This window comes from Kribbella sp. NPDC026611 (genome assembly GCF_040638345.1).
Lineage (GTDB): Bacteria > Actinomycetota > Actinomycetes > Propionibacteriales > Kribbellaceae > Kribbella.
Genome location: NZ_JBEZYC010000002.1, coordinates 494740 through 516184 on the forward strand (window position 1 = coordinate 494740; position 21445 = coordinate 516184).

A 21445-nucleotide genomic window follows, 5' to 3' on the forward strand; every position below is an offset into this window, starting at 1 on the left:
TCACTCGAACCAGTAGTCCACCTCGATCGTGGCGTCGGCGCCCAGGTTCGCCCGAAAGCCGCCGGTGCCGCGCAGCCCGGCCAGCTCACCCGTCCCCGACCCCGGTACGACGAACCACGAACCGTCCACCACCCCGTCCGCCACTGTCCCCGCGTCCTGCAGTACGAACGTGCCCTCCTTCCCCGCGACGCTCCCCCGAACCCGCTCCACGCCGACAAAGCTCGCCGCACCGTCGGCCTGCGCCGTCTGCAGGAAGGTCGCCGTACCAGTTCCGACGATGTCGCCGGCGAAACTCTCCTCCACGTGGACCCGGACCAGGTCGGGCCCGCCGGCGACAGTGTCGTAGGCCTCGGGCGAATACGTGTGCACAGTGATCGTGCCGACAGCCTTGGTAGTCATCGGGTGGGTCCTTTCGATGGGGAGAGGGAGCGGAAGTGGTGGCCGAGGAAGCGGTGGGTTCGGGGTGGTTCGGCGCCTGTGTGGTAGCGGGTGGCGAGGGTGAGGGCCGGGCCATCGGAGACGACGCCGCGGCTGGAGAGGCGTTCGAATTCGGCCCATGAGGAGACCAGGTAGTTCTCGATGTGAACGTCGGGGTCGCTGAGGCTCTGGAAGATGCCCCAGTGCATCGCGCCGTCGCGTTCGCGGATCGAGCGGACCGCGCGCATCGCCTCCCGGAACCCCGCTTCGTCCTCGACCCGGTACTCGACGGTGACGAACACCGGCCCGTCGTCCGGATCGATCCGGGCGTCGACGTACGGCGTCTCGGCGTACAGCGGCGCGCTGTCGACCGACTCGGCCACCGACAACCGCAGCAGCCGGCCGAGCAGCAGGTTCACGACCATGCCGGCCGCCGCCGCGACCAGTGTCGTGGTGAGACCGAACCGCCCGGCCACGAATCCCCAGACCGCCGAACCGGCCGCCATCGCGACCGCGAACACCAACTGGTAGACCGCGAGCCCACGCCCCCGCACCCAGTTCGGCAGCACGGTCTGCGCCGCGATGTTGAACGTCGACATCGTCGTCATCCCGGCGAACCCAGCCACCGCGAGCACCAGGAAGCCGACCCACAACACCTGCAACTGCGACAGCGCCAGCAAGACCACCGCATAGAGCGCCAGCGCAACCATCACCAGATGCTCATGGTCGAACCGCCGCCGCAACCGCGGCAGCAGCAATGACCCCACGACGCCGCCGACGCCCAGACTCCCCAGCAACAGCCCGAACTGCCCGGCATCCGCGCCCAGCCGCGTCCGGCTGACCACAGCCAGCAACGCCGGCACGACCGTGAAGCACAGCGCATAACCGGCGCACCGAGCGAGTACGACGTTCAACGCCGGCGCATGCCGCACATACCGCAGCCCCGACCGCATCGCCCCCACCACATGCTCGGCGGGCAGACCGGCAACCGGCGGCGTACGACGCCACCAGAACGCGACCGCGACCAGTCCGAGGAACGAGACCGCGTTGAAAGCAAAGGCCGAACCAGGGCCGAAGACCGCGACCAGCAAGCCACCCAGCGCCGGCCCGACTGCCTGCGACAGCGTGAACGACGTCGAGTTGAGCGCGATTGCCGACGGCAACAGCTCCCGACCGACCAGATCCGGAGTGATTGCCTGCAGCACCGGAGCGCCCAGCGACGAACCGACCGACAGCAGCAGGGTCAGAAGCAGCAGTCCACTCGGCCGCGCATGCCCGGAGAACGCCAGCCCCGCCAGGACGGCGGCCACCACAGCCTGCAGTGCCTGCGTCACCACGATCAGCCGACGCCGATCGACTACATCCGCCAACGCGCCGGCGGGCAACGAGAGCAGGAACGTCGGCACCGAAGCCGCCGTCAGCAGCAACGCCACCGGCGCAGCCGACGACGTCAGCGACGTCATCAGCCACCCGGCCGCGACCAGATGGATCCAGGACCCGAGGTTCGAGAACAGCCCGGCGATCCAGAACGCCCGGAACGCCGGAGCACGCAGTGGACTCATCAGCGACCGAGCGCCTCGATCACCAGCCGCGCGGCCGCGGCGCCGGAGTACTGTTGCTGGCCGGTCACCAGCAACCCGTCCCGGACGGCGTGCGCGCGGAAACGGCCCTGGACGATGAAGTTGGTGTCCGGCAGCGCCTTGGCCTCGTCCTCGATCCGGAACGGCTGGATCCGCTGCCCGACGAAGTCGTCCGCGAAGTCCTCCTCCGAGTTCGCGAACCCGGTCCAGGTCTTGTCCTTGACCAGCAGCTCGCCGGTCGAGAGCCGTGTCTTGAGCAGCACACAGGTCGCGTGACAGACGATGGCCGTCACCTTGCCCGCCTCGTAGAACGCCGCGACCACGTCGTGTACGCGCTTGTCGTCGGCGAACGTGTACATCGGACCTTGCCCACCGACCAGGAAGATCGCGTCGTAGTCGTCGACCGAGACCGCCGCCAACGGCTTGGTGTCGGCGATCAACGCGGCATGCTCCGGCGAGCTCACGAACCCGAGCGAGATCAGGTCGGCAGCGGAGTACTTCGAGTCGTCCCGCGGATCGCTCCACGAGTCCGCCGCCAGCGCGCCGCCGTCCGGGCTGACCACCTCGACCTCGTACCCGAGCTCGGTGAACTCCCACCAGGCATGCGTGAGCTCCGCCCACCAGAACCCGATCGGCCATCCCGTCTGCTCGGACGCAGCGGGGTTCGAGCACACCATCAGGACCTTCTTGCTGGTCAACCGGTCGACCTCAGCGGTCATTTCTTGATCCCTCCCAGGAACGAGTCACCGCACGATAGGCACCCCCGGCGGGCGCCGTAATGTACGTTCTTGCGCCGTCCCGCCCGTCAAGCCTTTTCACCTGTGAGCAAAACCGGCCCCCACCGGAGTTACCGTCGGTATGACAGGTCCGATGGGAGGGACGCCCATGCCCGTGAACGCGCACGGCCAACTGCTGAACGGCGTCTTCCTGGAGTCGTACAGCTACCCACCGGGACCGGCCGGGACCACGCCGAGCCATTCGCACGACGAGTACCAACTCTGCGTCGGCGACCCACCGAACCGCTATCGCTACCGCGGCGGTTGGCACGTCGTCCCGCCCGCGACCCTGTCGGTGCTGATGCCTGGCGAGGTCCACCTGGCCGTCGAGACCGCGGACCGCACCGAGACCAGCGGCTACCAGGTCCTGTACGCCGACGCCCGGCGGGTGGAGGACCTGGCCGCCGAGCTCGGTCCGGGCCGGGGCGGGTCGCCGGACTTCGCCGACGTGGCGCTGTCCGACCGGGACATCGTCGCCTGCTTCCGCCGTCTGCACCACTGCTTCGCGCACTCCTCCACCCAGCTGCGGCTCGACTCCGAGGTGCTCTCCTTGTTCTTCCGGCTGATCGCCCGGCACACCCGTCACTCGGTCGAGGACGAGCCGCCCGTCGGCCCGCGCGGCGCCGTACAACTGGTGCGGTCGTACCTGGAGGAGAACTTCGCCGCGAACGTCTCGCTGGAGGAGCTCGCCGCGCTGTCGAACCTCAGCCCGTTCCACCTCGCGCGGGTGTTTCGGCAGGAGGTCGGGATGCCGCCGCACGCCTACCAGCTGCAGGTGCGGCTCACCCGCGCCAAGCGGTTGCTGCTGCAAGGAATGAGCGTCAGCGCGGTCGCCACCGAGACCGGGTTCTTCGATCTCAGCCACTTCACCCGGCACTTCAAACGCCACGTCGGGGTGTCACCGGGCAGCTACGTCGCGGGAGCGCAAGAACGTACATTACGGCCGTCGTAGCCGGCGCCTACGCTGACCGGCGTGGGTCCGACACCAGAACAGTTGACCGAGCTGCACGACGCCGTACTCAACCTCCGCGACAAACTGACCGGCTCCGAGACGGCCGAGGCGCTGACCAACTCGGTCCTGCGTCCGTTGCAAGAGCTGATCCCTGACCGGTCGGCACCGACAGCTGCCGCAGGCACGCTGTGGGAGCTGACGCTCAAAGCCACGCAGCTGCGCGTGCTCCCGGGAGCGCCAGCTCAGTTGCTCGAGGCCACGGCCGGCCTCCAGACGCTGGCATGCGCCGAGGACAGCGACCGCGTTGCCGAACTCCAGCGGATCCAGGCGGACCTCCCCGGCGAGATCCGGACCGCCACCAACGGCCCGTACCTCGTCACCAACGTCGGCCAGCTCCGCGACTACCTCGGCTACCCGATCGCTCCGCAGCCGCAACTGGCGCTGTGCCGGTGCGGCGCGTCGAAGACCAAGCCGTACTGCGACGGCGCGCACGCCGAGACCGGGTTCGTCGACGCGAAGAGCCCGGACCGCGTGCCGGACCGCCGGGACGCCTACGTCGGGCTGCAGGTGGAGGTGTTCGACAACCGCGGGATCTGTCAGCACTCGGGCCTGTGCACGGATCGGCTGGCGACCGTGTTCCGGCAGGGCAAGGAGCCGTTCGTCGCGCCGAGCGGCGGCCGGATGGACGAGATCGTCCGGGCGGTCCGCGACTGTCCGTCGGGTGCGCTCAGCTACGGGATCGACGGCGTCGAGGCCCGCGACGAGGTCGACCGGCACGGGACCCGCGAGCCGGCGATCGAGGTCACGAAGGACGGACCGTACCGGATCACCGGCGGCGTACCGTTGCACGACAACGACGGTGACGACGTACCGCGGAACGAAGGCGCGTCGCTCGAGCACTATGCGCTGTGCCGGTGCGGGCACTCGCAGAACAAGCCGTTCTGCAGCGGTATGCACTGGTACGTCGACTTCCACGACCCGCTGCCGTCCGACGAGCCGACGATCTTCGAGTGGTGCGGCGGGCTGCCGGCGCTGACCCGGATGGCGCGGTTGTTCTACGAGAAGCACGTTCCGCAGGACCCGTTGCTGGCACCGTTGTTTGGGTCGATGTCCGCGGACCACCCGCAACGCGTCGCGGCCTGGCTCGGCGAGGTCTTCGGCGGACCGAAGGCGTACAGCGGTCCGTACGGCGGGTACTCGCGGATGGTCAACGAACACGTGGGCAAGGGCATCAGCGAGGAGCAGCGGGCCCGCTGGGTCCAGCTACTGTTGCTCTCGGCAACCGAAGCCGGCTTGCCGAACGACCCCGAGTTCCGGGCCGCGTTCAGTTCCTACGTCGAGTGGGGCTCGCGGCTCGCGGTCGAGAACTCGCAGGCGAACTCGCGCCCACCCCAGCACATGCCGATGCCCAACTGGCACTGGACCACCGCCGCCGGCCCACCCGGTAGCCGCATCTCCGCCCTCCCCTCCGACGAGCCGGCCGAGAAGCACACCCCCGTCCTCCCCGCCGCCGACGAACCGGTCAGCTTCGAGCACCACATCCGCACCCTCTTCCGCCCCTTCGACCGCAAGTCCATGAGCTTCGCCTTCGACCTCTGGTCCTACGACGACGTCCGAGCCCACGCCGACGCCATCCACACCCGCCTCCAAGCCGGCACCATGCCCTGCGACACCCCCTGGCCCCCCGAGTACGTCGCCACCTACGAGCGCTGGCTGGCGACCGGCACCCGGCCGTAAGCATCCAAGGGGTGGAACGGTCCTGCTGTTGAGGGGGTGGGGAGCCTAGGGTTCGGGGGTGATGCTGGAGAGGCATGAGTCTGTGGTTGGGCTTGTGTTTCGGTCCCGGTTCTATCGGGCGGCGTTCCTGTCGTTGCTGGTGGCTGGGATCGGGCTTTCGGCGGCTACTCCGCAGCTGACCCTGTCTCTGGTTCGGGATCTCGGCGCTCCGCTTCCGGTCGCCGGGTTGTACTACGTCACCAACCTGGCCGCGCCCGTGGCCGGGTACTTGGTCGGGCGGTGGTCGGACCGGAGTCCGGACCGCTTGTTGTGGTTCCGGATCTGTTCGGTGGTGGGCGCCGCCGGATGGCTGGTGATGGCCTCGGCGCACGCGGTGTGGGTTCCGTTCGTGGTGAGCGCGGTGGCCCTCAGCATCGCGGGTGGGTCGATGGCGCAACTGTTCGCGGCCGTCCGGGACGAGTTGAGCCGGCGCCCGACCAAGGCCGAGAACCGCGTCATCGCCACGATCCGGATGGCGTTCACCGCGGGCTGGATTCTCGGGCCGGTGTTCGGCAGCTGGTTCGGTGGCGTGTTCGGGCTCCGCGCGCTGCTGGTCGCGACCGCGAGCTGCGTGTTCCTCCAGATGCTCCCGCTCGGCCGCCAACGCGTCGAGCGGTACGACGTACCGCAGGACGACCACCACGAGCGCCGGCACGGGCTGGACCACATGATGCCGCTGCTGATCTTCACCGCGGTCTGTGTGCTCGCGATGACCGGCGACACGATCAAGTTCGGCTACCTGCCGATCTACATGGCCGAGCAGCTGCACGTCTCCGACTCGGTCCGGGGTCTGGTCATCGGCATCCAGCCGCTCCTCGAGCTGATGCTGCTGCCCGTGGTCGCCCGGTTCGCCGATCGGTTCGGCCCGATCCGCGCGATGACCGTGGGCGCCGTACTCGGCCTGTCCGGAAACGTCGCCTACGCCCTCAGCACCTCGGTCGCCGGCCTCTTCCTCGGCCAGGCGCTCACCGCCGGCCTCTGGGCCTGCGTCGGCGCACTCGGCGTCTCGATCGCGCAGAGTCTGTACCCCGAGGGCGTCGGTACGGCGTCCGGTGTCTACCTCAGCGCGATCCCGCTCGGCTCGGCGATCGGCGGCACCATCGGCAGCATCGGCGTCGCTGCCATTGGTCTCCCCCACGTGTTCTTCATCCCGGCATCGCTGACCGCACTCGCGATCGTTGCCTTCATCATCCTCGGCAACCGAACCGCCCGAGCCTGAAGACCAGCCGCGCCTCAGTCTCCGCTGGTGATGATGCGCTCCGCAACGTCCCGGAGCTTGACGTTACCGTCCTGGGACACGCGGGTGAGGAACGCGAAAGCACGGTCGTCGGACAGCTTGTACCGCTCCATCACGATCCCGACCGCGGTACCGATCCGGCCGCGGGTGCGGACCGCCTCCTGCAGGTTCTGGATCTCGCGGGCGTAGTCGATCGCCATCGTCGCCTGGTGCCGGAAGAGCTGACCGAGCGCGCCGAGATCGGCGAACGAGCCGGCCTCGCGCGAGTAGAGGTTCAGCGCACCCCGCGACCTAGGCGCTTCGAACAGCCTGATCCCGACCTGCGCCTCGATCCCGGCGGCCACCGCGGTCGCGGCGTACCGCCGGAACCGCTCGTCCTTGGCGAGGTACGGCGAGGCGATGTGTACGTCGTCCGCCGCGGCCTGGTAGCAAGGCCCTTCGCGAAGCTCGTACTGCGCGGCGTCGACGCCCCACAGCAGGTCGTCGGTCGGCGCGACCGTCTCCAGCCGGCCGTCCTCGTGCAGCACGGTGATGCTCGCGTAGTCGACGTCGGGAAGCGCCTCGACGGCGGCCTCCGTGATCCGCGCCAGCGTATGGTCGAGGTCGCCGGACGTTAGCGTCCGCGCCAGCCGGCCGGCCAGCTCGAGCAACTTGTCGTCAGCAGTCATTTCAGCCCGGTACCCGGGCGGTGCGCGTCGCATCCGCCCGGGTCTCCACTCGGTGGTCAGTCCTTGAACGCGTCCTTGACCTTTTCGCCGGCCTGCTTCAGGTCGGCCTTGGTCTTCTCCGCCTGGCCCTCGGCCTGCAGGTCGCGGTTGTCGGTCGCGTCGCCGGTCTTCTCCTTGAGCTTGCCCTTGGCCGACGCGGCCGCGTTCTGCAGCTTGTCCTTGTTATCCATTGGGTGTCCCTTCCCTGTGCCGACGCTCGGCCAGCACCTTCAGCCGGCTCAGCGTCTCGCGGTTCCGTGGCCAGAGCATCAGGTCCGCCACGGCTTTCGGTACCAGCGACCACGGGCCGCTGGTGGCTTGCTCGGTCATCACCACCCGGCATCCGTCCGGTGCCTCCTCGGCCCGGAACTCGACCTCACCGTGGCCGGCCGGCCAGATCCGGATCCGGAGCTTCATCCGGCGCAGCGGCTCGTAGTCGAGCACGGAGGTGGTGTCGTTGACGAGGAGCGGCCAGGCCCCGACCGAGTGGTGGATCCGGCCGCCTGGCTCCGGCCAGGGCGGGTCGACGTCGCGGATCTTCGACGCGCCGACCACCCACGCGGAGTACAGCCAGCCATCGGTCAGGACCGCGAACACGTCCTTCGCGTCCGCCTCGATCAGGCACTCGTTCTCACTCACAGGCCGCCGGTACCCGGGACGCCCCGGATCACACCGGATCACGCCAGATCACACGAGATCACACCAGATAGCGGTCACCGGGCCGGACGATCCGGAGCCAGCGGCAGCCGTACCCAGCGAGGTCGAGCGACGCCACCCCGTCATCGCCGACGGCCGGCTCGTCCGCCGGGTTGACCAGCAGGTCGACGGCCCGGAGCCCGGCGCCGCTCTCGGCGACCGCCAGGCTGATCTTCACCGGCTCCGCGGAGAAGTTGTGTACGGCAACGATCGAGCCGCCCTCGTAGTCCGAGCGGTGTGCGAACACCGCCGGCGCGCCGGTCTCCAGGATCGTGCACGTCCCCCAGGACAGTTCGGGCGACTCGCGGTACCGCAGGATCAGCAGCTTCATCCAGTTGAAGAGCGAGTCGGGATCGCGGCGCTGAGCAGCCACGTTCACGTGCTCCGGACCGTACTCGCCACCCGGGAGCGGCGCGACCAGGTCGGCCGCCGGCGCGGTCGTGAAGCCGGCCTGCGGATCCGCGGACCACTGCATCGGCGTCCGTACGGCGCTGCGGCCCTCGACGTCGAGGTTCTCCCCCATGCCGATCTCCTCGCCGTAGAAGAGCACCGGCGTACCGGGCAACGAGAACAGCAGGCTGTAGACGAGCTTCAGGCGATGGATGTCGTTGCCCAGCATCGGCGGCAGCCGCCGGCGGAGGCCGCGACCGTACAGCTGCATGTTCTTGTCCGGCCCGAACGCGTCGAAGACCTCCTGCCGCTCCGCGTCGGACAGCTTGTCCAGCGTGAGCTCGTCGTGGTTGCGGACGAACGTGCCCCACTGGCCTTCCTCGGGCGGCTTCGGCCGTTGCCGCAGCGCCTTCACCAGCTCGGCGGGGTCGTTCCGCGCCAGCGACAGGAACAGCCGCTGCATCCCGATGAAGTCGAAGCACATCGTCAGCTCGTCGCCGTCCTCGTCGCCGAAGAACCGCCGGGTGTCCGGGTACGGCAGGTTGACCTCGCCGAGCAGCATCGCCTGGCCGGCCCGCCGGTCCAGGAAGCTCCGCAGATCCCGCAGGTAGTCGTGCGGGTCCGGCAGGTTGGCCGCGTCCGGCGCCCCGCCCGTGTCGAGCAGGAACGGTACGGCGTCCACCCGGAAACCGGACAGCCCGAGCTGCGCCCAGAACCCGATCACGCGCTGGATCTCGGCCCGGACATCGGCGTTCGCCACGTCGAGATCCGGCTGGAACTTGTAGAACCGATGCAGATAGTACTGCTTCGCGGCCTCGTCGTACTGCCAGAGACTCGTCTCCTGGTCCGGGAAGACCACGCCCTTGTCCGCGTCCGGCGGCGGCTCGTCGGCCCACACGTACCACCCGCGGTACGGCGACTCCCGCGACGCCCGCGCGCTCTGGAACCACGGGTGCTGGTCCGAGGTGTGGTTCACCACGAGATCCGCGATCACCCGGATCCCGCGGTCCCTGGCGAGCGTGATCAGCTCGACCAGGTCGCCGTGCGAGCCGAGCCGCGGGTCGACGCCGTAGAAGTCGGTGATGTCGTACCCGTCGTCCCGGTCCGGCGTCGGGTAGAACGGCATCAGCCACAAACAGGTGACGCCCAGCTCGGCCAGGTGGTCGATCCGCTGACAGACTCCGGTCAGATCCCCGCGCCCGTCACCGTCGCTGTCGAAGAACGTCTCGACGTCGAGGCAGTAGATCACCGCGTTCTTCCACCAGACATCCGCTGTTTCGGTCAGCCGCATCCCTTACTGCCCTCCTACAGAGCGTCGTGGTCGAGGTCTCCCCAGACGGCGGCGATCCGGCCGTCCGGGACGTGGTACATCGCGAATTCCCGGGTAGTGACCGCCCGGCCTTCGGAGGTCGTGCCGGTGTCGGTCAGCCGTACTGCGAGCCACTGGCCGTCGGCCAGGACCTGTTCCACGGTCCAATGGAAGTCGGGGAACTTGTCGACGACCTCCTGCAGTCCCTCGGCGTACCGCTGGAAGCCGTGCTGCTCGCCGTTCACCACGACGTCAGGCTCGACGAACTCGCTCAGGTCGTGGAACCGGTGCTCGTTGCAGCGGCCGATGTAGCGGCGGTAGAAGTCGTTCATGGGGTCAGCAGCACCTTCACCGCGCCGTCGTGCTTCTGCTGGAACATTCGATAGGCGGCCGGCCCGTCGGCAAGCGGGACGTGATGGGTCGCGAAACTGTCGACCTTCAACGGGTCCTCGTCGGTCAGCAGCGGCAGGATCTGGTCGGACCAGCGGCGCACGTTGGCCTGGCCCATCCGCAGCTGGAGCTGTTTGTCGAAGATGGTGAGCATCGGCAGCGGATCGGCCGCGCCGCCGTAGACGCCGATGATCGAGATCGTGCCACCACGCCGTACCGCGTCGACCGCCAGCAGGAGCGCGGCCAGGCGGTCGACGCCAGCTTTCTGCATGAAGGCGCGCTGGATCGCGTCGGGCAGGTAGCCGGACACCTGCTGGGCGATGCGGGCGGTCGGTGAGCCGTGGGCTTCCATCCCGACCGCCTCGATCACCGAGTCCGGTCCGCGGCCGTCGGTCAGGGTGCGGATCGCGTCCGCGACGTCGTCGCCGTACTCGAGCGTCTCCACGCCGTACGCACGAGCCCGGGCCAGGCGCTCCGGCACCAGGTCGACGCCGATCACCCGATGCCCGCGGTGCAACGCGATCCGGCAGGCCATGTCGCCGATCGGACCCAGCCCGAGCACCGCGACCGTGCCGCCGTCCGGGATCCCGGCGTACTCGACCGCCTGCCACGCCGTCGGCAGGACGTCGGACAGGTACACGAACCGGTCGTCCGGCGGCCCTTCGGGCACCTTGATCGGGCCGTACTGCGCCTGCGGCACGCGCAGGTACTCCGCCTGGCCGCCGGGCACCTGCCCGTAGAGCTTCGTGTAGCCGAACAGCGCCGCGCCCATCCCCTGCTCGCGGACCTGAGTCGTCTCGCACTGCGTCTGCAGACCCTGACCGCACATGTAGCAGGACCCACAGGCGATCTGGAACGGGATGACGACTCGATCGCCCGCCTTCAGCCCCGGTACCTCGGGACCGGTCTCCTCGACGATCCCGATCACCTCGTGGCCGAGGACGTCACCGGCGTCGAGGAACGGGCCCAGCACTTCGTACAGATGCAGGTCGGACCCGCAGATGCCGCTCGAGGTCACCCGCACGATCGCGTCCGTCGGCTGCTCGAGCTTCGGGTCCGCGACGTCGCCGTACTCGATCGTGCGTTTTCCCTGCCAGGTGAGAGCCTTCACCGGTCAGAGCTCTCCCTCGCTCTGGACCTTCTGCTGCAGCTCGTCCTTGGAGAGCCCGGACGTGCCGGAGATGCCGGCGTTCTGCGCCTGCTTCGCCAGCTCCTCGCGGGTCATGTCGCCCGGCTGCTCGCCCAGGTGTTGCTTGCGGCTGGCAACGAACGCCTCGCCGAGCTCGCTGCGGCGTTCCTCGGACAGGTGCGCCTTCATGCCGGGGAGGACCTTCGACTCCTCCTCGTCGACGTGGTGCGACACCGCGTCGATCAGGTTCTGCAGGACCTTGTCGAAGTCCGGCGACTCCGGATCGGTGCCGGCGAGCTTGGCGAGCAGCTGGTCCGCCTCGATGTGCTCCTGCTGGCTGTGCGAGACATCCTCCTTCTCGCCGGCCTCGGACGCCGCGACCGGGTAGACCTCGGCCTCCTCGGCGCGGCTGTGGGCCGTCAGCAGCGTGGTCAGGACCGGCAGCAGGGTGGGCCGCTTCTCCGGGTTCTCCTTCAACTCGTCGAACAGCCGCTCCACCTCGCGGTGGTCCTGCATGATCAGGTCGACAACGTCCATGCTCATTTCCCGTCCTTTCGGCTCTCAAGCGTGGTCGCCCGGTACCCCGATCCATGCGCTGTATCCACACTGGATCTGGGCCGGAGGACCCGCTCTCTCACCGGTAGCGACGGGAGACGTTCTCGGCCTTCGACTCACCCGGCTCCCACTCGGCGATCCACGGGCCGGTGCCCTCGGACACGTCGACGACGCCGTCCTCGAGCCAGGTGTAGGCGCCGTCGAGCACCCGGGACGCGAGCTGCCGATCGCTGTCGTCGGTGTTCGCCCACAGCCGGTCGAACAGCTGGTCGACGCGGAGCCGGGACTGCTCACAGAACACGCCGGCCAGCTCGTACGCCGCTTGGCCGCGGACCGCGTCCTCGCGCCGCAGCATCTCCGCGCGAGAGCACGCCGCGGCCATCGCGAACAGCTCCGCGCCGATGTCCACGATCCGCCCGAGGAAGCTCTGCCGGTACTCCAGCTTCGCCTGCCAGCGACCCATCCCGTAGAACGTCTGCCGGGCCAGCTTCCGGGACGCGCGCTCGACGTACCGCAGGTGCTTGCCGAGGGCACCGAACTCGCCGTACGAGCGCGGGTCGGAACCCTTGCCGACGGCAAGCTTCGGCAGCCACTTCGCGTAGAACCCGCTCGCGCCGACCGCGGCCTTCGCCTTGGCCTGCAGATCGGCGTCCGGCGAGGCCAGGTCGCCTGCGGCGGTCAGGTGCGCGTCGACCGCCTCGCGGGCAATCAGCAGGTGCATGATCTCGGTCGAGCCCTCGAAGATCCGGTTGATCCGCAGATCCCGGAGCACCTGCTCGGCCGGTACGGCGCGCTCGCCGCGCGCGGCCAGCGAGTCGGCGGTCTCGTACCCCCGGCCGCCGCGGATCTGCACCAGCTCGTCGGCGATCTTCCAGGCCATCTCACTCGCCCACAGCTTGGCCAGCGCGGCCTCGATCCGGATGTCCTTGCTGCCGGCGTCGGCCAGGTTCGCAGACAGCGTCAGCACCGACTCCAGGCCGAACGTGGTCGCGGCGATGAACGAGATCTTCTCCGCCACCGCGCCGTGCTTGCCGACCGGCCGGCCCCACTGAATCCGTTCGGCGGACCATTCCCGGGCGATCTTGAGACACCACTTCCCGGCCGCGGTACACGTCGCCGGGATCGAGAGCCGGCCCGTGTTCAGCGTGGTCAGCGCGATCTTGAGACCCTCCCCCTCGCGGCCGAGCCGGTTCCCGGCCGGCACCCGGACCTGGTGGAACCGGGTCACGCCGTTCTCTATCCCGCGCAGCCCCATGAACGCGTTCCGGTTCTCGACCGTGATCCCGGGGGAATCGGCCTCGACCACGAACGCACTGATCCCGCCGCGCTGCCCGTCGTGTTCCGGGACCCGCGCCATCACCACGACCAGCTCGGCGATCAACCCGTTGGTCGTCCAGAGCTTCACGCCGTCGAGCAGGTACGCCGTACCGTCCTCGGTCGGTGTCGCGGTCGACGCCAGGCGGGCCGGATCGGATCCGACGTCGGGCTCGGTGAGGAGGAACGCGGTCACGGCCCCGGCGGCGCAGCGCGGGAGGAAGCGCTCCTTCTGCTCGTCGGTCCCGAACTGCTTCACCGGCTCGGGTACGCCGATGGACTGGTGCGCGGACACGAGTGCGCTGAGGCTCGGGTGAACGGACGCGACCAGCATCAGCGCCTCGCCGTAGTACGACATCGGCAGGCCGAGGCCGCCGTACGCCGTCGGGATCTTGATGCCGAAGACGCCGAGCTCGGCGAGCCCGCTCAGGTACTCGTCCGGGATCTTCGCCTCGCGCTCGATCAGCAGCCCGTCGAGCGTCTCGCAGTACGCGCGGAGCTTGCCCAGGAACTCCTCGCCCCGGGCCAGGTCCTCGGCGCCGATGCTGTGCGGCTGCGGATGGATCAGTGAGAGATCGAAGTCCCCCAGATACAGCTTCTTGGCGAAGCTGGGCCGGGTCCACTCACTCTCCCGGGCCGCCTCCGCCACCGACCGCGCTTCCCGCTCACTGACATCCGGCACGCCGCTCCTCCGTCCAGAGGCAAAACCTTACCGACCAGTCTTACTCGCAAGTACCCGTCTGGCCAGGTCTCATGCGACCTGCTGCCGCGACACACTTGCCGTCGTGCTGGACAGGTACGGGCCATGAGCAACCAGTCGGAGGAACGGTTCGTCACCTTGTACGAGGCGACGTACGGCGAACTGTTGCGGTTCGCGCAACGGCGGGTGGCGGGGCCACAGGCCGAGGACGTCGTCGCCGAGACGTTCCTGGTCGCCTGGCGACGGACCGCCGACGTACCGGAAGACGCCGACGACGCGCGGGCGTGGTTGTTCGGGATCGCCCGGAACGTGCTGCTGAACAGTCATCGCGGGGCAAAACGCCGCCAGGCGCTCGCGGTACGGCTCGCCGCCGTGAGTCCGGCGGTCCGTACCGACGACGCGGAACTGATCAGCCGGCAGGTCGATCTCGCTGCCGCATGGGAGAACCTCTCAGCGGTCCACCAGGAGGCGCTCGCGCTCGCCGTCCTCGACGATCTCACGGCACCGGTCGCCGCGGCCGTGCTCGGCATCTCCCCCGTCGCCTTCCGCCCCCGGCTCAGCCGCGCCCGCCGCGCGCTCCGGGCGCTCCGGGCGCTGCTCGACCACCAGCCTGCTCGCACCACTGAAAGGCACCTGTCATGAACACGATTCTGGAAACCATCAAGTCCCTCGACCCCGCCGACCCCACAGCCGGCTCCCACACACCCCGAGCCCACGCCGACCTGCAGCGGATTCTCCACACGCCACGTGACCTCCCGGCGCGGCCTCGGGTGCGCAGGCGGCGGCTGGTTCTGGCTGGTGGGGTGGCGGTGGTGATGGCGGCCGGGGCGTTTGTGGTTCCGTCGGTGACCGGGGGCGACAAGGCCTTTGCGACCTGGACCGCGCAGCCGACCGGCATGGCTGCGGGCGAGCGCGCCGACGCGGCAGCCTCGTGTCGTAAACATCAAGCGTCCGGCAGCCCGGAGTACCGCGAGCAGGTGGCCGGCGCGACCGCCGCGATCGCGGAGCGCCGCGGCAACTGGACTTTGGTCGCGCTCGCCGGGCAGAACGGGTTCTCGGCGCTCTGCATCACCGACGATTCGCGGCCGATCTTCCGCAGCATGATCGGCTCGCTGGGCACCACGACCCACCAGCCGGGTCCGCGCGGGCTCACCGCGGTCAACCTGGGCATGGGCATGCTCAACAACCGCTCCCTGTCCGTCGCCGCAGGCTTTGCCGGGGCGGAGGTCGCGGCAGTCAGCTACCTGAGTCCCACCAAAGGAAAGGTCGCCGCGACTGTTTCCGCGGAACAGTTCGCCCTGTGGCTCCCGGGCAACGACCTCGACCACGCCAGCCGAACCGGCGTCCCACTCCAGGTCAGCTACCGGGACGGCACCACCGCAACAGTCACCGTCAAACTCTGAGTGTCACCGGAACGGGTAGCCCGGGTAGCGGTAGCCGGGGACCCAGAACGGCGTCATCCCGTAGTAGCCGTAGAGCTCGTCGAGGTTGTCGAGGGGCTCGATTTCCTTCAGGGTCGGGTCGTAGCCGGGGGCCTGGGCGATCTCCGCCCGGGTACGGCCGATGACGACCTTCCGGTCGGCGACGGACACCACGGCGTCGACCGGGATCAGGCGGTGCTCGGCGCCCAGGCCGAGCAGCCCGCCGGACTCGACGTCGAGCAACCGGACCCGGCGCTCGGGCTCGTCGACGTACAGGCTCGCGACCTTGCCGATCTCCTCGCCGTCGGAGCCGACGGCGGTGTCACCGCGGACGTCGTCCTCCATCCGCGCCAGGGTGAGATCCGTGTCGTCGATGCGTACCAGCCCGACAGGCTCTTCCTCGGTCATGCGGCACCGGTACCCCCGGCGGTGACTTTTACGCCTGCAAGGCGATCACCGTGAGCAGGCCGGCGACCGTGACGCTGCAGATGAACAGCAGCGCCGTGATCAGCAGCAACCGGCCGGCCGCCGGTGGCCCGGTGTCGCGCGGCGTGTGCGCCACGCGCCCGGAGCCGGGATCGGGACCCCAGCCGAAGGGCGACATCGGTGGCCCTCCGCCCGCGGTCCCCGGCAGCGGGTAGCGGTCGTAGGTCGGCATCGATCCGTCGGGCAACGCAGGCGGCGGCTGACGTCGTTCGTGGCGCAGCTCCGCCCGATCCTGAACAGGCACGTCGTTCCTCCCTAACGGCGGCGCCTTCCCCAGTCCTCACGGCGCAGCTGTCAGACGACTTGGCAGCACTCACTCTGCCGCACAATCCCGCGCACCGGAACCCTCCTGACCAACACCGGCCCAGTCCAGTCCCCGTCCGGTCCCGGCAATTCACGAAGCGTCAATCTGCCGGCACACGGCGTATAGGTTCCGGTGCCCAGGTGCTGGCATTCTCGTCTCGCTGTCGTTGTTTTCCGCCCCCCTTTGACGTTCCCGAAGGAGCATCGATGAGTCTTCGCCGTACCGTCGGCGTTGTCCTCGGCACCACCGCGCTGATGGTCACCTCGGCCGCCGTCGCGTTCGCCGCCCCGCCTCCCCACCTCCCACAGAACGCCAGCGGTTACGAGCAGTCGTTCTCGCCGGCCTACGACTACGACACCGATGGGTGCTACGCCGTCCCGGCCATCGGCCCGGACGGCACGCTCAACCCAGGCCTCAACCCGACCGGCGCGCTGAACGGCAACTGCCGCGACCAGTCCGACCTCGACAACTCCCAGACCTACTCCCGCGAGAAGTGCAACAACGGCTGGTGCGCGGTCGTGTACGCCAGCTACTTCGAGAAGGACCAGGCGTTGCCGGGCAGCAGCCTCGGCGGCCACCGGCATGACTTCGAGCACGTCATCTCGTGGATCAACCAGGCCTCGAACCAGGTCGAGTACGTGACCACGACCCAGCACTCCAGCCAGGTCACGTACCCGCGCGCGCAGGTTCGGTTCGACGGCACGCACCCGAAGGTCGTCTACCACAAGGACGGCGCGAGTACGCACTTCTTCCGGCTCGCCAACAGCAACGACGAGCCGCCGGAGAACCACTACCATGACTGGCGCTACCCGCCGCTGGTCGGCTACGACGGCTGGCCCAGCGCGACCCTGCGCACGACGCTGATGAACGCCGACTTCGGTGCGGCCACGATCAAGATCACCGACAAGGACGACCGGTTCCGCAACCTCCTGAACGCGTCCAAGCCTTCCGGGATCCCGTTCGACCCCTGGGCCTGAGCGCGACCGGCGCACGGCCCGGCCTCAGTCCGGGCCGTGCGCCTCGTCGTCAGGGGTCGTGAGTGACTTCGCGACCAGGTCGATCATCGCCGCGTGCCGTTTCGCCGCCGTCGCCGCCTCGCCGAGCGCGACCACGTCGAGGAACACCCGGCTGACGACCAGCTCCGCGGCCGCACGCACCTGCTCCGGGTCGACCACCACGTCGTCGGCATCCCGCAGTACGCCGGCCACCGTCGCCGACGCCTCCGCGAACAGCTCGGCCGCCCGGGTCGCGATCTCCGGCCGCGCCTGCGCCTCCCGGAAGATGATGATCCGGGCCGCCCGGTTGTCCTCGAGCTCCCTGGCCATCGCGACCACCATCGCCCGCAGCCGGCGCCGGACCGTGCGGCCGCGCCCGGCGGACCGCAGTACCTCGGCCGGCGTCGGACGCTCCTGCACGATCGCGAGCAGCAGGTCGAGCTTGGTGGCGAAGTGGTAGAACACCAGCCCGGACGGTACGCCGGCCTCGTGCGCGATCCGCGCCGTCGACGTCGCGTCGTACCCGTACTCCGCGAACAACCGCTCGGCGGTCTCCACGATCAGCTGCCGTTTGCTCGGCCGGGCGTGCGCGTCCGCGGTCATGAGCGAGCCCGGTCGTCACCCTTTCGCGCCGCCGCCAGCTCCGCCGCTCGCCGGAACGCCTTGAAGACGTAGTCCGGCACCCGCAGCCCACGCCGGTGGGCGAACATCAGCTCGAGCTCGGCCCGGCCGATCTGCCGCGCATGCTCGCGCAACGCCTCCTGGCCGCGGATGTCCAGCTGGTACAGCACGTCCCCCAGATCGGCTACCTGCCGCTTGTTGTAGGCGCCGACCACCTCGAAGGTCCGCTTCCGCAGCGCCCGGGTCAGCCACTTCTGCCAGCTCGACAACTGGTCCCAGAGCTGGTTCGCGGCCAACTGGTAGTACGCGAAGTGGCCCGGCTCCTGGCGCCGGATCGGCGCGACGACGGTCCGCGCGATCGCCCGCTCCCCCAGGTGCAACAGCCCGCTGTGCAACCGGTTGTACGCGAGGACGGCGGATCGCTCGGTGGCCAGACCGGTCAGGTAGTAGAGCATCCGGCTGATGTCCTGCACGCCGGGAATCTTCCCGAGCGCACCGAGGATCTTGAGGCTGAGGTCGATGTCGTCCAGGTTCGGCTGGGAGGCGTCGAGCCCGGCCTCCTGCTGGAGTTTGTCGAGGATCAGCCCGTGGTGGGTCTCCTGCGGCATCCAGACGTCGTTGTAGAAGTGCCGGTCGACCTCGGGCGCGTCCGGCAGCAGCAGGTTGAGCTCCAGCACGTTCCGCTCGACCTCGAGCTCGACCCGGGTCATGTACGCGACCACCGGACCGAACTGCTCGGCGAACGCCCGCGGGTCCTTGATCGTGTAGTCGACGCTGTCGAGCCGGATCGGCGGATGCTCCTCGCCGAGCCGGTCCACGTGGTCGGTCAGCTTCGAGTCCTCGCGCGGTGCGCGGCTCTTGCGCCGGAACCGGCGTGGGGCGGTCACTTCGGTCAACGACATCGCGGCACCTCGCTCCTCGACAGGGATGCCAGCTCGATCCCCCGACCCGATCGTAACAAGTACCTGACTGATCAGTCAGTCAGATTTCCTGTGACCCCGATGACAACAGGCTACGGCCGGGCGGCAAACATTCCGTGCTGACGCAACTGTTCGGAACCCATTCAACGGCAGATGGGTGGTGGCCGCAGGAGAGCGGCCACCACCCATCTCAGGGGGTGAGGGTTATTGGCTTTTACTAGGCGGTGGTGTACCGGATCACGTCGTTCCGCAGCGCGTCACCCGAGACCTTCACGATGCGCACGGTGTGCTGGGCGTTCCGCAAGCCGGTCGCGCTGAAGACCTGCTTGTTCGTCACCCGAGTGTCGTTGTGCAGGTTCACCCGCTTGATCAGCTTGCCGTCGATGTACACGTCGGCGTCGCCCTGGTCCGGACCGAGAGCGGTCAGCCACTCGATTGCCGTACCGGTGAAGGTGAAGTTGACCCCCGCGCCGTTCGCCGTGGTTGCGTGTACGTCGTCGCGGTAGTCGCCCCGGAAGCGGAAGTCGAGGGACGCGTTCCCGACCGGCAGCGTCGCGAGGTACGTCTTGCTGAGCGTCACGGTGTTGCCGGTCAGCGTGTAGTCCTTGCCGTTGACCAGGTCCACACCACCCTTCGAGATCCCGGCCAGCTCGCCCGGGTCGCGTCCGACCACGATGCTGACATCGGCCGGCGCGCCCTTGTCGAAGGCTGCGGTGTCCGGGTTGAGCAGGCTCTCCTGCCGGATGTTCAGCTTGTCCAGCAGCATGAACTGACCCGACTTCTTCACCGCACGGATCGTGTGGTTGCCGTTCGGCAGGTCCGAGATGCTGTAGACGACCTGCTGGGGCTTGTTGTGGCCCTGCGCCGGATCGAGGTACGTGCTCACGGTCTGCTTGAACTGGCCATCGATGTAGATGTCCACGTCACCCTGACCAGGATCGGTCTCGGTCACGTAATCGACGCCGTTGCCGACGAACGAGTACGAGAACGAGTCACCGTTGCCCTCGGTCCACTGCACGTCGTCCTGGTAGTCGCCGAGGCCACGGCCCGAGCTGTAGTTCCACGAGCCGCTGTAGGTGATCAGCGGGTTGTTGTTGTTGATCTCCACGGTCCGCGTCGCCAGGTCGGCGGCCCGGGCTGAAGTCCTGGCAGACTTCGCCGACGAGTCGGTGACACCGACCGTCAGGGCCTGCGTGGTGGCCGGTACTTCGTAGTTGTTGTTGCGCTGCCACGGGCCGTCGTACGTGACCCGCAGGTCGTCGTCGTTGACGCGGATCGACGAGTTCTTCTGCGGCGTCACCTTGAACAGCCGGACGCCGTGGATCGGCACGCTCTGCGCGGTGTAGCCGGCGGCGAACGTGCCCAGGTCCTTGCGGGCCCACAGGTCACGGACCTTCGCGGAGCCGTCCAGGCCGAGGTCGGACCAGTTCACCGTCATGTTCGCGTCGGTCTGGCCGAGGTTGAACAGCGCGACGGTGTAGCTGTTGTCGGGGTTGAGCGAGAACCACACCTGCCGGTTCGTCTTCATCGACAGCGGCTGCGCGGGCCGGCCGGCCTGGTTCACGCCGATGACCTCGGGGTTGGTCAGCAGGCTGAGGCCGTAGTCGTCCAGCCGGGTCAGGTCGTTGCCGACGTACATCGGTGCGGCCGAGACCGCCCACAGCGTGGCCGCCGTACGCCGCTCGTCCTTGGTCAGGCCGTCCATCGAGCCGTTGCCGACGTCGAGCGAGTCGAGGTCGTTCCAGCCGCCCGGACCGGCGTGCCGCCACCAGTCGGCCAGCTTCGGGAACAGCCGGTTCACGTTCTGCCACTGGGTCAGCGCGACGCCCGGGCAGTAGCACTCGACGTCCCACTCGATCCGCCAGCCGTTGGCGTACTGCTTCCAGGTGTCGGCGTAGTTGATGTCGAGCGCCCAGGACAGCTCGAGCCAGATCTTGTGCCGGGCCAGCGCCGACGACCAGGCCTTGACGTCGCCACGGGCGTCGACGGACAGGTCGCTGATCCCCGAGCCCGGCGTGACGCTGTCGAACTTCAGGAAGTCCAGGCCCCAGGAGCCGAACAGGTCGGCGATCGAGTCGATGTACTTCTGCGCGCACGGCTTGGCGAAGTCGATCTTGTAGCCGATCCCCCAGTAGTCCGCCTTCTGCAGCGGCTGCACCGGCAGGTCACCGGTCCTGCACTCCGGGGCGCCGTAGACCGGCAGGTTCGCGTCGATGACCTCCTTGCCGATGCCGGGGATCGCGTAGAGGCCGACCTTCTGCCCGTTGGCGTGGATGTGGTCGAACACCGTCTGCAGACCGTTCGGGTAGAGCTTCTTGCTCGGCACCGGCCGACCGTAGCCGTCGAACCCGTCGTTCCAGCCGGCGTCGATGTTGATGTTGCGGTACCCGGATGCCTGGAGCTTCTGGTGCATGGCGTCGGACTGCTTGATCAGCTGGTCCGCCGAGATCCAGTTCCCGGCCCCGTCGTACACCTGCATGCTGTAACTGCTCCACCCCAGGTACGGGTGCAGCGCGGCGTCCCCGGCCGGACCGGCAAGAACGTCGGTCGCGGCAGCGGGCGCCTGCGCGACGGTCCTGGGTGCTGCAGGTACGGCGGAAGACGTAGCAGTCAGTCCTGCCGGCAGCAGCCCGGCGACGACGAGCCCGGCAACCGCGGCTCGCAACACCCTGCTCCGAACGGATCTGGTCATGGCGGTGACCTCTCTGAGAAAACCGAATCGGATAGGATATTGGAACTATTTACTTAACCCTGTCAAGATTCTGGCTCA

General features: G+C 68.8%; 22 protein-coding genes. 6 read left to right on the top strand and 16 right to left on the bottom strand.

Translation table 11 applies throughout. The features are described from left to right. Genes AB0E69_RS08500 through AB0E69_RS08510 form a run of 3 tightly spaced genes read right to left on the bottom strand, consistent with a single transcriptional unit; the run spans position 1 to position 2716 of the window. The gene (locus tag AB0E69_RS08500) at positions 1-399 is read right to left on the bottom strand and encodes a DUF3224 domain-containing protein (protein WP_360141709.1); all 399 of its coding nucleotides are present in this window, start codon (positions 397-399) and stop codon (positions 1-3) included. Beyond that, positions 396-1979 (bottom strand): MFS transporter, encoded by a 1584-nt coding sequence (locus tag AB0E69_RS08505; RefSeq protein ID WP_360141711.1) that lies wholly within the window; start codon positions 1977-1979, stop codon positions 396-398. The genes AB0E69_RS08500 and AB0E69_RS08505 overlap by 4 nt, the downstream gene beginning before the upstream one ends. Continuing rightward, positions 1979-2716: a type 1 glutamine amidotransferase domain-containing protein gene (locus AB0E69_RS08510; protein ID WP_360141713.1), complete on the bottom strand. Its 738-nt coding sequence runs from the start codon at positions 2714-2716 to the stop codon at positions 1979-1981. Before AB0E69_RS08510 ends, AB0E69_RS08505 begins: the two co-directional genes overlap by 1 nt. A gap of 166 nt (positions 2717-2882) precedes the next feature. On the opposite strand from AB0E69_RS08510, the gene AB0E69_RS08515 reads away from it, so the two are divergent. From AB0E69_RS08515 to AB0E69_RS08525, 3 genes are all read left to right on the top strand, one after another. After that, positions 2883-3725 carry an AraC family transcriptional regulator gene (locus tag AB0E69_RS08515; RefSeq protein WP_360141714.1) on the top strand — a complete coding sequence of 281 codons (843 nt, stop codon included), beginning with the start codon at positions 2883-2885 and terminating at the stop codon, positions 3723-3725. Positions 3726-3746: 21 nt separating this feature from the next. Next, a complete protein-coding gene (locus AB0E69_RS08520) occupies positions 3747-5462 on the top strand; it encodes a CDGSH iron-sulfur domain-containing protein (protein ID WP_360141716.1) in 1716 nt (571 codons plus the stop codon). A gap of 94 nt (positions 5463-5556) precedes the next feature. After that, positions 5557-6720, top strand: a complete 1164-nt coding sequence (locus AB0E69_RS08525) for an MFS transporter (protein WP_360141718.1) — start codon at positions 5557-5559, stop codon at positions 6718-6720. A gap of 14 nt (positions 6721-6734) precedes the next feature. On the opposite strand, the gene AB0E69_RS08530 is transcribed toward AB0E69_RS08525, so the two are convergent. The 8 genes from AB0E69_RS08530 to AB0E69_RS08565 all read right to left on the bottom strand — a co-directional run bounded on the left by AB0E69_RS08530 (position 6735) and on the right by AB0E69_RS08565 (position 13910). Then, entirely contained in the window at positions 6735-7406 is a 672-nt protein-coding gene (locus AB0E69_RS08530) for a GAF and ANTAR domain-containing protein (protein ID WP_360141720.1), read from the bottom strand. A 56-nt stretch (positions 7407-7462) separates the two neighbouring features. Continuing rightward, positions 7463-7636: a CsbD family protein gene (locus AB0E69_RS08535; RefSeq protein ID WP_360141721.1), complete on the bottom strand. Its 174-nt coding sequence runs from the start codon at positions 7634-7636 to the stop codon at positions 7463-7465. Continuing rightward, positions 7629-8084: an SRPBCC family protein gene (locus AB0E69_RS08540; protein WP_360141723.1), complete on the bottom strand. Its 456-nt coding sequence runs from the start codon at positions 8082-8084 to the stop codon at positions 7629-7631. The genes AB0E69_RS08535 and AB0E69_RS08540 overlap by 8 nt, the downstream gene beginning before the upstream one ends. 58 nt (positions 8085-8142) lie before the next feature. Then, positions 8143-9822, bottom strand: coding sequence for an alpha-amylase family protein (locus AB0E69_RS08545; RefSeq protein ID WP_360141724.1), 1680 nt, complete (start codon positions 9820-9822; stop codon positions 8143-8145). A gap of 14 nt (positions 9823-9836) precedes the next feature. Continuing rightward, positions 9837-10172 carry an ester cyclase gene (locus tag AB0E69_RS08550; RefSeq protein ID WP_360141726.1) on the bottom strand — a complete coding sequence of 112 codons (336 nt, stop codon included), beginning with the start codon at positions 10170-10172 and terminating at the stop codon, positions 9837-9839. Further along, on the bottom strand, positions 10169-11341 hold the full coding sequence (locus tag AB0E69_RS08555; protein WP_360141728.1) for an alcohol dehydrogenase catalytic domain-containing protein: 1173 nt from the start codon (positions 11339-11341) through the stop codon (positions 10169-10171). The genes AB0E69_RS08550 and AB0E69_RS08555 overlap by 4 nt, the downstream gene beginning before the upstream one ends. A gap of 3 nt (positions 11342-11344) precedes the next feature. Further along, on the bottom strand, positions 11345-11902 hold the full coding sequence (locus AB0E69_RS08560; protein ID WP_360141730.1) for a hemerythrin domain-containing protein: 558 nt from the start codon (positions 11900-11902) through the stop codon (positions 11345-11347). Between the two features lie 91 nt (positions 11903-11993). Beyond that, positions 11994-13910, bottom strand: a complete 1917-nt coding sequence (locus tag AB0E69_RS08565; RefSeq protein WP_360141732.1) for an acyl-CoA dehydrogenase family protein — start codon at positions 13908-13910, stop codon at positions 11994-11996. 123 nt (positions 13911-14033) lie between these two features. Here AB0E69_RS08565 and AB0E69_RS08570 point away from each other — a divergent pair, with 123 nt between their 5' ends. Both AB0E69_RS08570 and AB0E69_RS08575 read left to right on the top strand, forming a co-directional pair. Further along, positions 14034-14570, top strand: a complete 537-nt coding sequence (locus AB0E69_RS08570) for an RNA polymerase sigma factor (protein ID WP_360141734.1) — start codon at positions 14034-14036, stop codon at positions 14568-14570. Next, complete coding sequence (locus AB0E69_RS08575; protein ID WP_360141736.1) at positions 14567-15331, top strand: hypothetical protein; 765 nt, start codon at positions 14567-14569, stop codon at positions 15329-15331. Before AB0E69_RS08570 ends, AB0E69_RS08575 begins: the two co-directional genes overlap by 4 nt. Before the next feature lie 3 nt (positions 15332-15334). Here the strand turns inward: AB0E69_RS08575 and AB0E69_RS08580 are convergent, their stop codons facing one another. Both AB0E69_RS08580 and AB0E69_RS08585 read right to left on the bottom strand, forming a co-directional pair. Beyond that, positions 15335-15757: a PRC-barrel domain-containing protein gene (locus AB0E69_RS08580; RefSeq protein WP_360141738.1), complete on the bottom strand. Its 423-nt coding sequence runs from the start codon at positions 15755-15757 to the stop codon at positions 15335-15337. A gap of 28 nt (positions 15758-15785) precedes the next feature. Then, a complete protein-coding gene (locus AB0E69_RS08585) occupies positions 15786-16079 on the bottom strand; it encodes a hypothetical protein (RefSeq protein ID WP_360141740.1) in 294 nt (97 codons plus the stop codon). A gap of 266 nt (positions 16080-16345) precedes the next feature. Between AB0E69_RS08585 and AB0E69_RS08590 the strand changes: the two genes are divergently transcribed. Next, complete coding sequence (locus AB0E69_RS08590) at positions 16346-17116, top strand: NPP1 family protein (protein ID WP_360141741.1); 771 nt, start codon at positions 16346-16348, stop codon at positions 17114-17116. Positions 17117-17140: 24 nt separating this feature from the next. On the opposite strand, the gene AB0E69_RS08595 is transcribed toward AB0E69_RS08590, so the two are convergent. The 3 genes from AB0E69_RS08595 to AB0E69_RS08605 all read right to left on the bottom strand — a co-directional run bounded on the left by AB0E69_RS08595 (position 17141) and on the right by AB0E69_RS08605 (position 21367). Beyond that, positions 17141-17737 (bottom strand): helix-turn-helix domain-containing protein, encoded by a 597-nt coding sequence (locus AB0E69_RS08595; protein ID WP_360141743.1) that lies wholly within the window; start codon positions 17735-17737, stop codon positions 17141-17143. Continuing rightward, complete coding sequence (locus AB0E69_RS08600) at positions 17734-18657, bottom strand: GTP-binding protein LepA (RefSeq protein ID WP_360141745.1); 924 nt, start codon at positions 18655-18657, stop codon at positions 17734-17736. The genes AB0E69_RS08595 and AB0E69_RS08600 overlap by 4 nt, the downstream gene beginning before the upstream one ends. Before the next feature lie 235 nt (positions 18658-18892). Further along, positions 18893-21367: a X2-like carbohydrate binding domain-containing protein gene (locus AB0E69_RS08605; protein WP_360141747.1), complete on the bottom strand. Its 2475-nt coding sequence runs from the start codon at positions 21365-21367 to the stop codon at positions 18893-18895. Positions 21368-21445: the final 78 nt, after the last annotated feature.

Bases quoted from the DNA above. Each gene is read 5' to 3' on its own strand.
- AB0E69_RS08500 (WP_360141709.1), bottom strand. From the start codon at position 399: ATGACTACCAAGGCTGTCGGCACGATCACTGTGCACACGTATTCGCCC.
- AB0E69_RS08505 (WP_360141711.1), bottom strand. From the start codon at position 1,979: ATGAGTCCACTGCGTGCTCCGGCGTTCCGGGCGTTCTGGATCGCCGGG.
- AB0E69_RS08510 (WP_360141713.1), bottom strand. From the start codon at position 2,716: ATGACCGCTGAGGTCGACCGGTTGACCAGCAAGAAGGTCCTGATGGTG.
- AB0E69_RS08515 (WP_360141714.1), top strand. From the start codon at position 2,883: ATGCCCGTGAACGCGCACGGCCAACTGCTGAACGGCGTCTTCCTGGAG.
- AB0E69_RS08530 (WP_360141720.1), bottom strand. From the start codon at position 7,406: ATGACTGCTGACGACAAGTTGCTCGAGCTGGCCGGCCGGCTGGCGCGG.
- AB0E69_RS08535 (WP_360141721.1), bottom strand. From the start codon at position 7,636: ATGGATAACAAGGACAAGCTGCAGAACGCGGCCGCGTCGGCCAAGGGC.
- AB0E69_RS08545 (WP_360141724.1), bottom strand. From the start codon at position 9,822: ATGCGGCTGACCGAAACAGCGGATGTCTGGTGGAAGAACGCGGTGATC.
- AB0E69_RS08550 (WP_360141726.1), bottom strand. From the start codon at position 10,172: ATGAACGACTTCTACCGCCGCTACATCGGCCGCTGCAACGAGCACCGG.
- AB0E69_RS08560 (WP_360141730.1), bottom strand. From the start codon at position 11,902: ATGAGCATGGACGTTGTCGACCTGATCATGCAGGACCACCGCGAGGTG.
- AB0E69_RS08570 (WP_360141734.1), top strand. From the start codon at position 14,034: ATGAGCAACCAGTCGGAGGAACGGTTCGTCACCTTGTACGAGGCGACG.
- AB0E69_RS08575 (WP_360141736.1), top strand. From the start codon at position 14,567: ATGAACACGATTCTGGAAACCATCAAGTCCCTCGACCCCGCCGACCCC.
- AB0E69_RS08580 (WP_360141738.1), bottom strand. From the start codon at position 15,757: ATGACCGAGGAAGAGCCTGTCGGGCTGGTACGCATCGACGACACGGAT.
- AB0E69_RS08590 (WP_360141741.1), top strand. From the start codon at position 16,346: ATGAGTCTTCGCCGTACCGTCGGCGTTGTCCTCGGCACCACCGCGCTG.
- AB0E69_RS08595 (WP_360141743.1), bottom strand. From the start codon at position 17,737: ATGACCGCGGACGCGCACGCCCGGCCGAGCAAACGGCAGCTGATCGTG.
- AB0E69_RS08600 (WP_360141745.1), bottom strand. From the start codon at position 18,657: ATGTCGTTGACCGAAGTGACCGCCCCACGCCGGTTCCGGCGCAAGAGC.
- AB0E69_RS08605 (WP_360141747.1), bottom strand. From the start codon at position 21,367: ATGACCAGATCCGTTCGGAGCAGGGTGTTGCGAGCCGCGGTTGCCGGG.